At 43.0% G+C, this 15,434-nt stretch carries 13 protein-coding genes and 2 riboswitches; of the genes, 8 read left to right on the top strand and 5 right to left on the bottom strand.

Annotated elements, in window-relative coordinates; all coding sequences use genetic code 11:
- Positions 1-182: 182 nt before the first annotated feature.
- From JMW61_RS08890 to JMW61_RS08860, 7 genes are all read left to right on the top strand, one after another.
- Complete coding sequence (locus JMW61_RS08890; RefSeq protein WP_201550552.1) at positions 183-1,415, top strand: RtcB family protein; 1,233 nt, start codon at positions 183-185, stop codon at positions 1,413-1,415.
- Between the two features lie 646 nt (positions 1,416-2,061).
- A complete protein-coding gene (locus JMW61_RS08885) occupies positions 2,062-2,562 on the top strand; it encodes a hypothetical protein (protein ID WP_201550549.1) in 501 nt (166 codons plus the stop codon).
- A 12-nt stretch (positions 2,563-2,574) separates the two neighbouring features.
- The gene (locus JMW61_RS08880; protein WP_201550547.1) at positions 2,575-3,033 is read left to right on the top strand and encodes a DIP1984 family protein; all 459 of its coding nucleotides are present in this window, start codon (positions 2,575-2,577) and stop codon (positions 3,031-3,033) included.
- A gap of 458 nt (positions 3,034-3,491) precedes the next feature.
- Complete coding sequence (locus JMW61_RS08875) at positions 3,492-3,716, top strand: hypothetical protein (protein ID WP_197100067.1); 225 nt, start codon at positions 3,492-3,494, stop codon at positions 3,714-3,716.
- Between the two features lie 176 nt (positions 3,717-3,892).
- The gene (rtcA, locus tag JMW61_RS08870) at positions 3,893-5,017 is read left to right on the top strand and encodes an RNA 3'-terminal phosphate cyclase (protein WP_197217670.1); all 1,125 of its coding nucleotides are present in this window, start codon (positions 3,893-3,895) and stop codon (positions 5,015-5,017) included.
- A gap of 204 nt (positions 5,018-5,221) precedes the next feature.
- Positions 5,222-7,036: an FMN-binding glutamate synthase family protein gene (locus JMW61_RS08865; RefSeq protein WP_201550545.1), complete on the top strand. Its 1,815-nt coding sequence runs from the start codon at positions 5,222-5,224 to the stop codon at positions 7,034-7,036.
- A gap of 72 nt (positions 7,037-7,108) precedes the next feature.
- Positions 7,109-7,924: a phosphodiester glycosidase family protein gene (locus JMW61_RS08860; RefSeq protein WP_197217666.1), complete on the top strand. Its 816-nt coding sequence runs from the start codon at positions 7,109-7,111 to the stop codon at positions 7,922-7,924.
- Positions 7,925-8,166: 242 nt separating this feature from the next.
- Here the strand turns inward: JMW61_RS08860 and JMW61_RS08855 are convergent, their stop codons facing one another.
- The 5 genes from JMW61_RS08855 to JMW61_RS08835 form a co-directional block, all read right to left on the bottom strand.
- Positions 8,167-9,363, bottom strand: a complete 1,197-nt coding sequence (locus JMW61_RS08855) for a globin domain-containing protein (RefSeq protein ID WP_201550543.1) — start codon at positions 9,361-9,363, stop codon at positions 8,167-8,169.
- Positions 9,364-9,726: 363 nt separating this feature from the next.
- Positions 9,727-10,950, bottom strand: a complete 1,224-nt coding sequence (locus JMW61_RS08850; RefSeq protein ID WP_201550541.1) for a vWA domain-containing protein — start codon at positions 10,948-10,950, stop codon at positions 9,727-9,729.
- Positions 10,951-11,055: 105 nt separating this feature from the next.
- The gene (locus JMW61_RS08845) at positions 11,056-11,919 is read right to left on the bottom strand and encodes an AAA family ATPase (protein WP_201550539.1); all 864 of its coding nucleotides are present in this window, start codon (positions 11,917-11,919) and stop codon (positions 11,056-11,058) included.
- A 357-nt stretch (positions 11,920-12,276) separates the two neighbouring features.
- Positions 12,277-12,921: a hypothetical protein gene (locus JMW61_RS08840; protein ID WP_201550537.1), complete on the bottom strand. Its 645-nt coding sequence runs from the start codon at positions 12,919-12,921 to the stop codon at positions 12,277-12,279.
- Positions 12,922-13,180: 259 nt separating this feature from the next.
- A complete protein-coding gene (locus JMW61_RS08835) occupies positions 13,181-13,501 on the bottom strand; it encodes a YcgL domain-containing protein (RefSeq protein ID WP_201550535.1) in 321 nt (106 codons plus the stop codon).
- 237 nt (positions 13,502-13,738) lie between these two features.
- Positions 13,739-13,878, top strand: a riboswitch (glycine riboswitch).
- Positions 13,879-13,931: 53 nt separating this feature from the next.
- Positions 13,932-14,079, top strand: a riboswitch (glycine riboswitch).
- A gap of 169 nt (positions 14,080-14,248) precedes the next feature.
- On the opposite strand from JMW61_RS08835, the gene gcvT reads away from it, so the two are divergent.
- Positions 14,249-15,427: a glycine cleavage system aminomethyltransferase GcvT gene (gene gcvT, locus JMW61_RS08830; RefSeq protein ID WP_201550533.1), complete on the top strand. Its 1,179-nt coding sequence runs from the start codon at positions 14,249-14,251 to the stop codon at positions 15,425-15,427.
- The last annotated feature ends 7 nt before the right edge of the window (positions 15,428-15,434 follow it).

Below are 15,434 nucleotides of genomic sequence, written 5' to 3'. Positions count from 1 at the left end.
TAAAAATTATTTTAATTATAGCCTACATTATATAGTTAATTTTATTTTTTAATTTATTCAAATATATCAAGTACTTATAAATAAATTCCAAATATTCTAAAAACTTGGCACGCCCTTAGCATTATATAAAGTAAGAGTTATCTTTCATAATAAACAAACTTTGCAACGCTAAGGAATACAATATGCAACCAACCACTCATAACATCATTCAAGACGGTGGAACGCCGATTAGACTTTGGACCAAGGGCGTGCCCGTTGACCCAAAAGCACACGACCAATTGATCAAAGCATCAAAAATGCCGTTTGTATATAAATGGCTTGCGGTGATGCCCGATGTCCATGTCGGTATTGGCGCGACTATCGGTACGGTATTGCCAACCAAAGAAGCGATTATTCCGGCTGCCGTTGGCGTCGATATCGGCTGCGGAATGATGGCAGTGCAAACCACCCTAACCGCAGACGATTTGCCAGATAGCTTGCTTGGTCTGCGTACCGAACTAGAAAAAGCCATTCCACATGGTCGTAGTAAAACGCGTGGTCGCGGGTCACGCCGTGATGTTGGCGCATGGGCAAACCCTGATGATACCGTAATGAACGGTTGGGGAACGCTGGTTGATGACTTTAACTATATAACCCAAAAGCACCCTAAGCTTAAAAACACCAATAACCTTAATCATTTGGGTACGCTGGGTACGGGTAACCATTTCGTCGAGGTGTGCCTTGATGAAACTGACCAAGTTTGGATCATGCTGCACTCAGGCTCACGCGGTGTGGGTAATGCCATTGGTCGCTACTTTATTGAGCTGGCACGTGAGGACATGCGCAAGTGGTTTATTAATTTGCCAGATAAAGATTTGGCCTACTTTGCCGAGGGTACAGAGCATTTTGATGATTATTGGTTTGCGGTTGGTTGGGCGCAGCGTTTTGCCTTTAAAAACCGTGAAATCATGATGGAAAAAGCCATCAAAGCGCTACGCCACATCATACCTAAACCATTTGATGCCGCCGTAAAAGCAGTGAACTGTCATCATAACTATGTAGAAAAAGAACAGCATTATGGCGAGGAAGTATTTGTGACCCGCAAAGGCGCTGTCCGTGCCCGCGTTGGTGAATACGGAATCATTCCGGGATCAATGGGTGCCAAGTCATTTATCGTGCGTGGTAAAGGGAACGAAGAATCGTTTTGCTCTTGCTCGCATGGTGCAGGTCGTATCATGTCACGTACCGAGGCCAAAAAGGTATTTACGGTCGCCGATCAAATTGCGCAGACCGAGGGCGTAGAATGCCGAAAGGACGCAGATGTGATTGATGAGATTCCAGCGGCTTATAAAAATATTGATGACGTGATGCAAGCGCAAAGCGACTTGGTAGAAGTGGTACATACCTTGTGTCAGGTGGTTTGTGTTAAAGGGTGAGAAGCCAAGCTATGGGTCTACCAGCTCAAGGCTGAATTCCCGCATTTAGATACTACTGTCAAATACTGTGGGCTAGATGTAAACGATTTAGAAGAAGCAAATATTACTTTTTGGGCAGAGCCAAAGGATACAGGCTAAATTATGAATCATTTTCAAATGGGTTTGATCAATTACTATTTTCCTGATGACTCTGAATTAAATGATATAAAAAATCGTTGAATTTTATATTGATGGCAAACCATTAATAGAACTGCTTGGAGACTGTCGCCATTTAGGAAACATAAGTAATGACCTCAATTTCTGTGATTTTTTACAACGCAATTATATATCGCAGCTATTAGGTCAAAAATTATTTACAAACGGCTTAGCGTCAACTCGGTTAGTTCTTTATAGCTGTCATTGCGCTTGTGATCATTGTGGGGTTTTTTCTACAGAAATAATCGTTGGCGATCAAACCGTAGAGTGGAAGCTTATTGCGTGGGAATATACTGAATATCAAACTGTGTTTGAGCCAGCGATTAACTTAACATTCTCTAAATCTCAATATTTTCAAGCCATCAAACAATATTGCGAACAAACAGGAATTGCTCTCTAGTGTTATTAGTATTAGACAGTCATAGAGATAAAATCAGTTATTTGGAAAGCTATGAAAAAACTAACTCACTATTTCTTCGCTACAACTGAAAATAAGGATGTCACCATGTGTTATGAACTGAGCTTTAGTACAGACTCACCAAATGACCTATCAACCTATAACTCCTCAGCAGCATTTTTTGAATCAATTACTGACAATGGAAATGAAGACAACGTAAAGTATAAATACAAATATCGTTTAGCCACAGGTGATCCAGAATGTTGCAGTTGTTTCTTCCGTACCTTTGAATACGAAATAGCAAAAGACTTAAGCTTTTCACAACTACAAAAATGGTATGAAGAAGAACCCGATGACATGAATGTCTCCAATACTAAATGGATTTTACAAATTATCAAAGATTTAGTGAATGAGGATTATCAGGTAGATACGCATATTGCTCAAGGATATATGTCTTACGATCCTCCAGAAGAGGAAAAAGTCATTCACATTAATAACTATAACAACGACAACTTTGCCTTTATAGAATGTATTTATTACGACTATAAAAAATAAGAGAGAATCAAAATGAAACTCGCAGAAGCCCTACTGATCCGTAGCGATATGCAAAAGAAGCTAGCTCAAATTAAGGGTCGTATCAACGCCAATATCAAAGTGCAAGAAGGCGATACGCCATCTGAGGACCCAAACGCATTGATGGTTGATGCCAGCCAAATCATCGCTGAGTTGTCCAACCTGATTGAACGTATTCACCGTACCAATGCAATTGCAAAGACGGATAACGGTCAATCGATGCTAACGCTGTTGGTGGAGCGCGATACCTTAGAGATGCGCCATAAACTATTGATCGATGCCATAGCAGCCACGCATACCGAAACAGACCGTTATAGCCATCGTGAGATTAAATATAATGTCATGGTGTCAGTGGCTGGTTTACAGAAGCAAGCGGATGATATTGCCATGAAACTGCGGCAAATCAATATTGTGATTCAAGCCAATAACTGGCAAATCGATTTAGCAGAGTAGTTTCTTTTAAATCACTACTTTTAAATGACTACTTTTATAGTGAAGTGACTATAGAACACCCTTTTGGAACCGACTGAGCGAGTGTTAAGACCCCGCACTACACAACAGGGGGTTGAACAAATACTGCAGTGGCTACTTGACGTTGCGGGCAAACGTCTTTTTTACTATTCATGCCCCTACTCGTCACTTGTTACACCGCACTATTTAGACCTTATCACCAGACACTGACAGTCGGTTTCAATCTTATTTTTAAAGCCATTGATCATAAGCCATGTAAAAATTTTGGCTAAAACCCATCTTCCCGACGCATAATCATTATCTAAAAAGGGCGACTTTAATACCCCTAAACGAATATAGATGCGGTAAACTAAAGTGTGTGTGGTATGTAACCACGGCGCATTTTTATAATGATTTTCACATTGAAAATTTGATAATGACTTTTATACGAGGAAATACCCATGATGAACATGAACGATATGTTAGGCGCTGTAACAGGCGGTGATAACGATGAAAATGGCCTATCAGGCTTGATCGACAGCGCAAAAAACATCAGTAGCGAAGACATACAAAGATACCAAAGCATGTCAAAAGCTGAGCTATTAGATGAAATCAAAAACTCTGAGCACAGCGCAGCCGTCGTGACGTTTATCAAAGAGTTATTAGCGAAAAAATTCAACAGCTAAACGTTGATAGATTGATTGATCAACAGGGCCTAAAAAATATGCGTCATACCGTATTTTTTAGGCTCTTTTATTTGATAGTAATTGATAGTAATTGATAGTGAATTAAGCACGCACGATAAAACAATCACATCCCGCTTTACGAAAAATTAAACTTTGAGAGTGTACCAATGAGCTTTATGTCCAACCAAAGCGCCAGTAATGCCAGTGCCCATACTGCGAGCACCAAGCGTGCGACCCTAAAAATAGATGGCAGCACTGGCGAAGGTGGCGGACAAATCATTCGTACCGCTCTCTCATTATCGATGCTGACAGGCATACCCATTGAAATGACCAATATCCGCGCTGGGCGAGCCAAATCAGGATTAATGCGGCAGCACTTGATGTGCGTGCAAGCGTCACAACAGATATCGAACGCTAGCGTATCAGGCGCAGCGTTAGGCAGCACATCGTTTCGCTTTGCGCCGAGTGCGATTCGATCAGGTGATTACCATTTTGATATTGGCTCGGCTGGCAGTACCAGTTTGGTGCTACAAACGCTACTCCCTGCTCTACTGTTTTCTAGTACAGATCAAAGTACCCACTCAACAGTGAGCATAAAAGGCGGTACGCATAATCCATTAGCACCAACCACGGACTTTTTGCAGCAGGCATTTGTTCCTGCATTGGCGAAACTAGGCATGCACGTTAATATTGAATGTGTGCAAGCAGGCTTTGCGCCCATCGGTGGCGGCGTGATTAAAGCAACCATTACCCCGTTTATGCGCCGTGCTGATGCCAAGCCACTACGCCTAACCGAACGTGGAGCGCTGACAAATATCGCATTAGTAGCCAGCGTCCTAAATTTGGAATATGACATTGGCAAACGCGAGCTTGCCAGCGCTAAATCCGTACTGCTTGAAAGCGGAGTGGATGACTCACTTATTACTACTAGAGCCAATAAGCTAGACGGTATCGGTGAAGGCAATACGTGCTATGCACAGGTTACTCATGAATGTGGCGATCATCTACATCACGAAATATTTACGCTACTGGGCGAAAAACGCACGTCAGCTGAGAAAATAGGCAATCGACTAGCAGGCTTGGTTAAACGTTATCTCTTTAAAACCAATGCGCTGGTTGATGAGTACTTAACAGACCAGTTGCTATTGCCACTGGCATTATCTGGTGGTGGCGAGTTTACCGCTCGAGTCATCAGCCAACATACCGAAACCCAAGCATGGTTAATTGAACAGTTTTTGCCCGTTGACATTAAGTTTGAGGCGATTGATGAGCAGAAAACTTTGGTACGAGTGATTTGTTGAGAAAGTCATGGCACAATCATACCTTACTCAATTATCGCTAAGCCGTGATATCATAACCGTACAATATGCGCGTTAATTATAAGTTAAGATAAATATTATTTGCTCTCAACATCATACGTATTGATGCTTGAGACATATTCTTTTTATCTGTTATATATAATTACCGCGTTTTTTAATTTCCATGTTTTATTACCGAGCCTCGCTATGCCCCAATCTCGTACCAATCTAAATCCCGAACCAAAAAGTAATTCGCCCTATTTAATCGGTGTACTGTTGCGCTACAGCACCTTTGCCGCAGCCGTTTTTCTGTTTTTAGCAGGGTTATTATTGCTGAACTGGTGGCTGATTCTCATTGGTGGATTTGGGGTAGCTTTGGGCATTTACGATGTCATTCAATCCAAGCATGCCATCTTAAATAACTACCCTATCGCAGGTCATGTCCGCTATGTGTTGGAAGACTTTCGCCCTGAGATTCGTCAATACTTGCTCGAGGATGATAAAGAACAAGTACCGTTTTCGCGCCAGCAGCGTGCTTTGGTCTATCAGCGTGCTAAGAACGTCAGTGATACCAATGCGTTTGGTACGCTAGATGACCTATATGCGCATGGCAAAGAGTGGTTTTTACAATCAGCGGTCAGCCAACCTCTAGAGAATAAAGACTTTAAAATCATGGTTGGTGGTGAACGTTGTCAGCAGCCGCATGAGATGTCGGTATTCAATATCTCAGCGATGAGCTTTGGTAGCTTGTCTGCCAACGCTATTATGGCACTCAATCAAGGTGCTAAAATAGGCGGCTTTACGCATGACACAGGTGAAGGTGCTATCAGCCCTCATCATCGTAAGTTCGGTGGCGATTTGATTTGGGAATTGGGTACGGGTTATTTCGGTTGCCGCGATGCCAATGGCGATTTTGATGCACAGTCTTTTGCAGAAAAAGCCGTTGATCCGCAAGTCAAAATGATCGAGATAAAGCTATCGCAAGGCGCTAAGCCGGGTAAAGGCGGCGTGCTACCAGCGGAGAAAATCACCCAAGAGATTGCTGACACGCGTCAAGTACCGCTTGGTCAAGATTGCATTTCACCCTCTTCACATACCGCTTTTAGTACCCCGCGTGAGCTCGTGGCGTTTTGGCAGCAGTTACGTGAACTATCTGGTGACAAACCTGTTGGCTTCAAACTTTGTATTGGTCAGCCATGGCAGTTTATGGCGATTGTCAAAGCCATGATTGAGATGGATAACTATCCTGATTTTATCGTCATTGATGGTGCTGAGGGTGGTACAGGTGCGGCACCTGTCGAGTTTATGGACAATGTCGGTATGCCAATGGTTGATGGGTTTTTGTTGGTTCATAACACCTTAGTTGGCGCAGGTATTCGTGACAAGGTTAGACTAGGCGTAAGTGGCAAAATCGTCTCTGGCTTTGATATTGCTCGTATGATTGCCTTGGGTGCAGACTGGTGTAACTCGGCACGTGGCTTTATGTTTGCCGTCGGTTGTATCCAGTCGCGCTCTTGTCATACCAACACTTGCCCGACCGGTGTAGCGACTCAAGATCCTTATCGCCAAAAAGCGCTTGATGTCCCAAGTAAAGCCGAGCGCGTTGCAAGCTTCCATAAGAATACGCTAAAATCACTTGCTAGTATCGTAGGCGCAGTCGGTTTACAGCATCCAAGCCAGCTACAGCCTTACCATATTGCGCGTCGTTTAGAAGATGGACAAATCAAACTGTTATCGAAGTTCTTTTATTTCACCGATAGAGGTGCATTACTTGATCAAAGTGCCCGTGCAGACGTGTTTAATCAGATGTGGGTGATGTCGACAGCGGATAGCTTCCTTGCCGATAATGACGCATTGATTGCCTACAATAAGGACTCGCGAGATACAGGCAAACAAACGCAAGCGCCAACTTTAAAAGCGGGCGATCAAGCAACAAACGATCAAGCAAACAATAATACTACTGGTATCATGATGGGCAATGTCAATAATACCTTTCGCGACTTTCCACCTAACAGTGAGTAAGCATTAGCGATTCATCATCGGTGAGCCATGACCACTGATATCTCTTTCCTTATGATAAAAGACCCATAATTAATGCCAAGTTTTTCTCATACTTTACCTTTATGCACAGTCGCCCTGCTCTCATTTAGTATCAGCGCTTGCCAGCCGATAGATACTACTGCCACTCATAGCGACACAGAAAACTGGTCGTGCCAGTCTCAGGATGCCCCTTTTTCTTATAGTGCCTGTCGTATTAAAGCGGAAGCATTGATTGATGGCCGTTACTCATTAAAGTTGTTTTGGCAACAGTCTGAGAGTGATCAGCCCTTGCTAACTTTTGATAATTTGATGTCGACATTACCAAGCAATCAAGCGCTTAGCTTTGCCATGAATGCGGGTATGTACAATAAAGACTATGCACCGATTGGCTACACCATCATTGAAGGTAAAGAAGTTCGTGCATTAAACCTCAACGAAGGCGGCGGTAATTTTCACCTGCTACCCAATGGGGTCATGTGGTGGGATAAGTCTGGGAAGGTACAGATTACAGGAAGTAATGCCTTAAATGAGTTACTTACAGAGGATAAAGCGCAGCCTTGGTATGCCACCCAATCAGGCCCTATGCTGGTCATCAATAATGAGATACATCCACAGTTCAAACCTGATAGCACCTCACTTAAGATTCGTAATGGTGCAGGCGTGTGTGATGATGGCAGCATACAGTTTGTGAATAGCGATGAACCCGTCACGTTTTATCAATTTGCATCCCTATTTAAAGACAACTTAAGCTGCCCGAATGCACTGTTTTTAGATGGCGGAATTGCATCGGCATTATATGCACCTAGCATTGATAAGCATGATAAAAAAGAGATGGGTGTGATGATTGGTGTGGTTGAAAATAAAGAGTAATACGCATCTACATTTCAATATTAATGCCCAACTCCTTACCTCTTCTCATATTACATTGCACAAAAAGCACTTAGCATGATTATTTCACGCTAAGTGCTTTTTTATAAACGTTTATTTTTAATATTATAGGCAAAGAACTCTAAAATGGGTACAAGACAGCCGACTGCAGATTGTACAAATAGTACATCTAAGGAAGGTAACGCCGTAACGGTTTAGTAGTTCACCGACTATATGTTAAAAACTTAACCACCCAAGCTCATTTTAGGGCCAAACGGTTCATAATGGACACTATCGACACCATGATCTAATCCCACTAACCCATCAATCATACTTTCCATAAATGGCATTGATCCACATACATAGATATCGGCAGGCTTAGGCAATGTTTCAAGCCATGCAGCATCTAATAACTGTCCTGACTCAAAGTAAAAGATATGCTTTTCTACGTTTTCAGCCTTTGCGAGTAATGCCTCTACCTGATCAGAAAAAGCATGATGTGTGGCATTTTGGCACGCATAAACCCAAACAATAGGTCGTTTCGGATTGGCCAATACTTGCGCCTCTAACATAGACAGCACAGGTGTTACCCCGACCCCAGCACTCATCAATACCAACGGAATCTCGTTCTGTTGTACCAAATCTTGATTAAGCGCAAAGTCACCAGCTGGTGCCGATAGTAAAACCGTGTCACCGACTTTTAATTGATCATGCATATAGTTAGAGACCAAGCCATGATGCTCATTACGGTTATCACGTCGAACAGCAAACTGAATACCTGCATCGGTACTGGCAGAGTATAAAGAGTAATGACGCAGCGCAATATGATCGCTGTCTGCTGGATCTGTTTTCACCGTAATATATTGACCAGCGGTTAACTTCAATTTACTCAGGTCAATATCTTGATTACTATCTCCATTATCGTTCACTGGCACTGCTGTAAAGGCTGCGATATCCGTAGCGGCCGCTACCTTTTCGGTCACTTTAAAAGGCGCAAACCCTTGCCACATCGCCTCTTTATACATGCCATGTTCAATCTGAATAAATACCGAGGCGATCTCATCATAAGCTTCCGTCCAAGCAGTAATGATGTCGTCAGTGGCTGCCTCTCCTAGCACTTCTTTTATCGCACCGATCAAATGCTTACCGACGATAGGATAATGCTCAGGCAAAATCTGTAACGCTCTATGTTTATGGCTAATCTGAGTCACTTGCGGCAATAGCGTAGCCAATTTGTCCAAATGCTTAGCAGCGGCTAATACTGTTGTAGCCAGAGCGGTCTGTTGACGCCCTAGTTTTTGATTGGTCTCATTAAAAATATCTAACAGCTCAGGATGCTCATTAAACATGTTTCTATAAAATACGGTGGTAATCGCAACGCCATGCTCTTCAAGTACAGGAACGGTTGCTGTGACGATTTCTAATGTTTTTGGTGAAGCCATGTTGTTTCTCAGTGTGTGGTCGAGTTGATATATTAAAAAACAGGAGATAAGAATCTTTAAGTAAATATCTTAAATAAGAATACTTATAAGATTCATTTAAAATGAATGTTATCATGTTTTACTCAGCATACCAATGCCGAATTGTCATATTGCTTATTTTTAAACAAAAAAAGCAGCCATTATGTTGTCATAACGGCTGCTCTCATAAGAATTCAATCAGAACTAATAGATTTTATAAGTGATAGTCGATTCAATATAATTTGGATACACGGAAGGCGAGTGAAAGTACTACAAGTAGTAGACTAAGCGAGACTGATACTGTATCCAGTTTATAGAGGATTGACTATAGCATAAACGTCAGAACTACCGTGCTAAGTAACCGGTCATCTCTTCCACGCCATGCAAGGTCATGGGATACATCTTGTTATCCACGAGTTTTTTGATTTCAACGATGGTTTGAGTATATTGCCAATATGTAGGATTTTCCGGATTGAGCCAAGCGACTTTATCAAAATGATCCAGTACCCGTTTCAGCCATACGATACCCGCTTCGTTATTCATATACTCGACACTGCCGCCCACCGTCATAAGCTCATACGGCGACATCGATGCATCGCCAACGAATATCACCCGATACTCTCGCCCATATTTATTGAGCAGCTCATAGGTTGGCATCGGCGCGCTATGACGACGATTGTTGTCTTTCCACACATAATCATACAGACAGTTGTGAAAATAAAAGAACTCTAAGGTTTTAAACTCATTTTTTGCCGCAGAGAATAGCTTTTCAAGCGCTTCGACATGGACATCCATACTACCGCCCACATCAAACAGCATCAATACTTTGACACGGTTTCGGCGTTCAGCCTGCATATGGATATCAAGCACGCCTTTTTTTGCGGTTCGCCTGATGGTTTCTTTAATATCAAGCTCATCAGCACTGCCTGTCCGCGCAAACTGGCGCAGATTACGTAGTGCCATCTGAATTTGACGCGTACCAAGCTGACTATCGTCGTCTAGATTGCGATATTTACGCTGTTCCCAAACTTTGGCAGCGCTGCGCTTACGTGACTCGCCACCAACCCGAACGCCTTCTGGATGATCGCCATAGGCACCAAATGGTGAAGTACCACCTGTGCCAACCCATTTGCTACCACCTTGATGACGTTCTTTTTGTTCTTCAAGACGTTCCTCCAGCGCTTTCATTAGCTCCTCTAGCGAGCCATACTTTTTGAGTAGTCGACGTTGCTCTTCGGTTAGATTCTTTGGATCAAGCTTTAAATCGAGCCATTCTTTGGGCACGTCCGTCAGCTTGGCCAATAGCTCATCCAGATCTAGACTATCGACACCTTCGAAATAATCCGCCATTGCCCGATCAAACTTATCGAAGTGGCGCTCGTCTTTAACCATGCATAGCCGAATCAAACGATACATGTCTTCACGACTGGCAAAGGTGGTCAATGTTGGGTCTTCTGGGTGCGGCTGCATCATCAGCCCTTGCTCTAACGCGGCATTTAGATCAAGTAGCTCACGTGTACTGACTGGTACGCCGTAAGTACGCAAGGTATAAAACAGTTTGATAAACATAAGCTACGCATCACTTATTGGCTGATTGGGTTATGACTGGGCCTAGTATTGATAAGCTCAAACCATGATAACAAGGCAGTTAAGTCGCCTTCTAATGCTGACAGGCTAGCGACGCATCATATTGGCAAAGCGCTGCAATAGACTCACATCGGCCTCGTTTTTAAGCAGCGCACCATATAGTGGTGGAATAGACTTTTCACCACGCAGGTTTTCTTCTAATTCTGCTTGTGCCATGTCGTCAGCGAGTAACAAGGTCAACCAATCGACCAATTCAGACGTTGATGGTGGCTTTTTGAGCCCTTGAATACCACGCAGCTTATAAAAGATATCGAGTGCGTCATTGACCAGTTTTTCTTGAATATCAGGAAAATGCACGTCAATAATTTGACGCATGGTCTGCTCTTCAGGGAAATCAATATAATGAAAGAAGCAACGACGCAAAAATGCATCCGGCAACTCTTTTTCATTGTTTGAGGTAATAATAACCACTGGGCGCTGCGCGGCGGTGATGGTTTCGCCCGTTTCATAAACATAAAATGACATCTTATCTAGCTCATGCAGCAAATCATTTGGGAACTCAATATCGGCTTTATCAATCTCATCAATCAATAGCACGCTGCGCTCTGTACTGGTGAATGCATCCCACAGCTTACCTGGCTTGATATAGTTGGCAATGTCATAGACCTTATCGTCACCCAATTGTGAATCACGTAAGCGTGATACTGCATCATACTCGTACAGACCTTGCTCAGCTTTAGTAGTCGATTTGACATGCCAAGTAATTAGGGGCATACCTAAACTCTCTGCCACCTCTTCTGCCAGTAGCGTCTTACCGGTGCCCGGCTCACCTTTGATCAGCAGTGGCTTTTGTAGCGTCATTGCTGCATTTACCGCTAGCTGTAAATCATCAGTAGCAATATAACTACTGGTACCGGTAAAGCTTTTCTTAGTCTTGTCAGTCGTGGTCATAATCGAGTCTCAGTTATTGTTATACATTAAGGCTGTTAGGAGTCATCAAATTATTAAAAGTAATCGATGGAAAATAAATTATCATTTAGATTAGCACAGCCTTGTTCATTGCCAAAATACTCATGCGTTCGCGATTGCTAAGCTTCGCGATTAATAAACATAGTATGAACTTCTCATCACGCTAAATGCTTTCACTCGCCTTCCTTGTATCCAAATTATATTGAACCGACTATCTCTCTCAGGAGGGGTAAAAAATCTCAAAAAAAAAAGACACGCAAGGTGTCTTTTTTATAAAGTCTTATTTTATTATTTCAGCGCTTTGAATTATTTATAAAGTACTTACTATTAACAACCGCTTTATAACTTATCAGATTTTTCTGCCTTGGAACTTTTAGTTAAGCTACTGTCTTTCTTTAAGCTAACCTCTGTGTCGGCCTTAGCTGCTAAAGGCGTTTTACCAGACTGCGGAGTGACATCAGGTTGTTCAGTTAATGTATCACTTCCTGGCAAATAACTGCCTGTCGTCAACTGCATCGTCGCCTGCGTATCTTCTGCACTGCTTCTACGTGCTTTGTCTAAGCTCGATTCAAAAGCACCACGGATGAGTTGCCAAATAAAACCAACAAACAATCCCGCCACTAACACCACCAATATCGGCACCATGCCAGCTATCGCACCAGCAAAATCTTTCATCATAATAGAATAGACAACGTGAATACTAGCAGGTGCTAATACACTAGGGTCATTCAGAGCAGTGCCAGGTGCTAATAAAACAGCAAACAGTAACATCCAACTCATACCGCCCAGTGGTTTCGGTAGCATACGAGCGACCAACAACCATAATACCAATACGATAACGACACCGCCAAGGTAAGCATACATTGGTAAATCCGCAGGTGGCACGTCTTTAACCATCTGCCCCCACCAAATAGCAACCTCACCGAGAATATCACTGATGGCTTCTAACGGTAAGAGATGTACGATATTTTTTAACCAGTCCATACGCGTTTCACTATTTGCGTTTATAAATTGTGCGTCTTTTCGTTTTTGCAGGCAGACACTAGATACTGCCCTACTATAATCAGTAACAACGAATACATCATCGACATGCACACTTGATAGGCCGCTAGTTTATCACGACTCTCTACCAAAATGCATGTGACCAAATGTTTACTAAACGTTTTGTTGATTGCTTTCTGAGGAGCTCGTCTCAAGGATTTGTCTAAAACAGCCTTGCAGCAAACGCCTTATAATAAAGACACTAGTCGTAAATATTATCTTGCGATTCACGGGCCCGTAATTCTGCTTGGCGACGCATGACATCTTGCGGCGGCATCTGCACAAAATATCCTTGTGACTCTAGCTTTGCCAATACTTCTGCTTTATCAACACGGGCCAGCGTTGGTGTGGCTGCCAAATCTAGATGCATAACAAACTTACTACGGCCTAAGCCTGCACGGAAATCTTTGGGCAAAACACCCAACCAATCCCTAATCTCATCGGTATCATCTGGATAATCAGGGCGAGCAATATAGACATACATATCGTCATGTTTTGGAAATTTATAAATATCGCAATGCATAAAAACAACCTATCAGAAACTATCGCCATAGGTTAGCATATTTTGGGAGATTATCAGTAGTCGCTTTATGTTTTGGTGTCAGTAGTCGCCCTATATTCACTGCAATTTGACAGACATAAAAACCGTCTATTTATTGATACTTGTATTGACAATCCTCTCAAAAAGTCATTTTTGCCAAAATTATCCACTTTAATGCGGTTGATGGCTTGTAAAAATACGATTAACCTTTCATAATAAAAGCGTTTTTCAGGAGAGAGTCTGTAAGCATCTGCCTCGTATCAAACCGCATTGGTCATACGATGTCTATAATTGCTATACGACCACCGAAGGCGCATCTACCCTGCCAATCGCTCAGGTAAAAGGACTGAAAAAACACATGTCATTATTGTTTAGTTAAACGCCATCAAGCGTGCATAACTCAAACATTAGGCATAACAAATCTGGAGAGCGGTAAAGCGGACGACGTTTTACCCACCGAAGGGGAGAAAATACGCTATCATCAATAGCAGGTTTAGATTAAAAACCACATAGTGATGATTCGTGTTGAAAATCTCAGGTCACAGGACAGATAGGGCTATTGCTTAAACCGACGTTCAGCGTCTGTTTGGTCTACGGTTTTCTATTTATTTTTTGTGCCACCCTTTGATGTAATACTTGCACCTTGCAATGTTGCTTCTCACTACTATGATAATGCGCATCCGTTTCTATACTTTTTGAGTATGACTGATGTACACATAAGGATTTGTTATGACCGATACTCAAGATAACCAAGCTCAAAATCAAGCGCCTCAACGCACTCCTCTATATCAGTCTCACGTCGACAGTGACGGCAAACTGGTGGATTTCTCTGGTTGGGAATTACCGATTCATTATGGCTCACAAATAGAAGAGCATGAAGCCGTTCGTACTGACGCAGGGATGTTTGACGTCTCACATATGGTCGTGGCTGATATCAAAGGCAGCGATGCAAAAGCATGGCTACAGAAACTGCTGGCCAACGATGTCGAGAAACTAAAAACTGTCGGTAAAGCCCTCTACTCTGGCATGCTAAATGAGCAAGGTGGCGTCATCGACGATTTGATCGTCTATCTAATGAATGAAGAAGCCACTGAATACCGTATCGTCTCTAATGCTGCCACTCGCGATAAAGACATGGCACAGTTCCACAAAGTCGCCGAAAGCTTTGACATTACCATCACTGAGCGCCCTGAGCTTGCGATGATTGCTGTTCAAGGTCCAAACGCCGTAGAAAAACTGGCACAGGCCAAACCTAGCTGGGCAGATACCTTAGCAGGACTCAAGCCTTTCGTTGGTGCTGACTTAACAGACATCGAAGGCACAGATTGGTTCGTTGCGCGTACCGGTTACACAGGTGAAGATGGCGTCGAAGTCATCATGCATGGCGATGATGCACCCGCATTCTTTGAGCAATTAAAAACCAATGGCATCAAACCTGCGGGCCTCGGTGCACGTGATACTTTGCGTATGGAAGCCGGCATGAACCTATATGGTCATGACATGAACGACTCCATCAGCCCTTATGAATGTAATATGGGTTGGACACTGGCGCTAAAAGATGAGCGTGACTTCGTCGGCCGCACTGCCATGGTTAGCAAACGCAAGCAGTCAAAAGAGGACAACACTGCAATGAAGCAAGTGGGTCTACTACTAACGACTCGCGGCGTATTGCGTGAAGGCATGACAGTGACCATCAATCAAGGCACAGACAATGAGCAAACTGGTATCATTACCAGTGGTACATTCTCCCCTAGCCTCAAAAACTCAATCGCGATTGCCCGTATTCCTGCCAGCGTATCAGACGATGATAACGTCCAAGTTGATCTGCGCGGCAAAGGTAAATTCGTTGATGTACGCGTTCTTAAACTACCGTTTGTTCGTAATGGCAAGCAGCAGTTTGACTCATAGGCTTTAT

Origin of the sequence: Psychrobacter fjordensis (genome assembly GCF_904845995.1) — a bacterium.
In the GTDB taxonomy this organism is placed as follows: domain Bacteria; phylum Pseudomonadota; class Gammaproteobacteria; order Pseudomonadales; family Moraxellaceae; genus Psychrobacter; species Psychrobacter fjordensis.
Note: the sequence above shows the minus strand (reverse complement) of the source record. Positions and strands in the feature narration are given on the sequence as shown.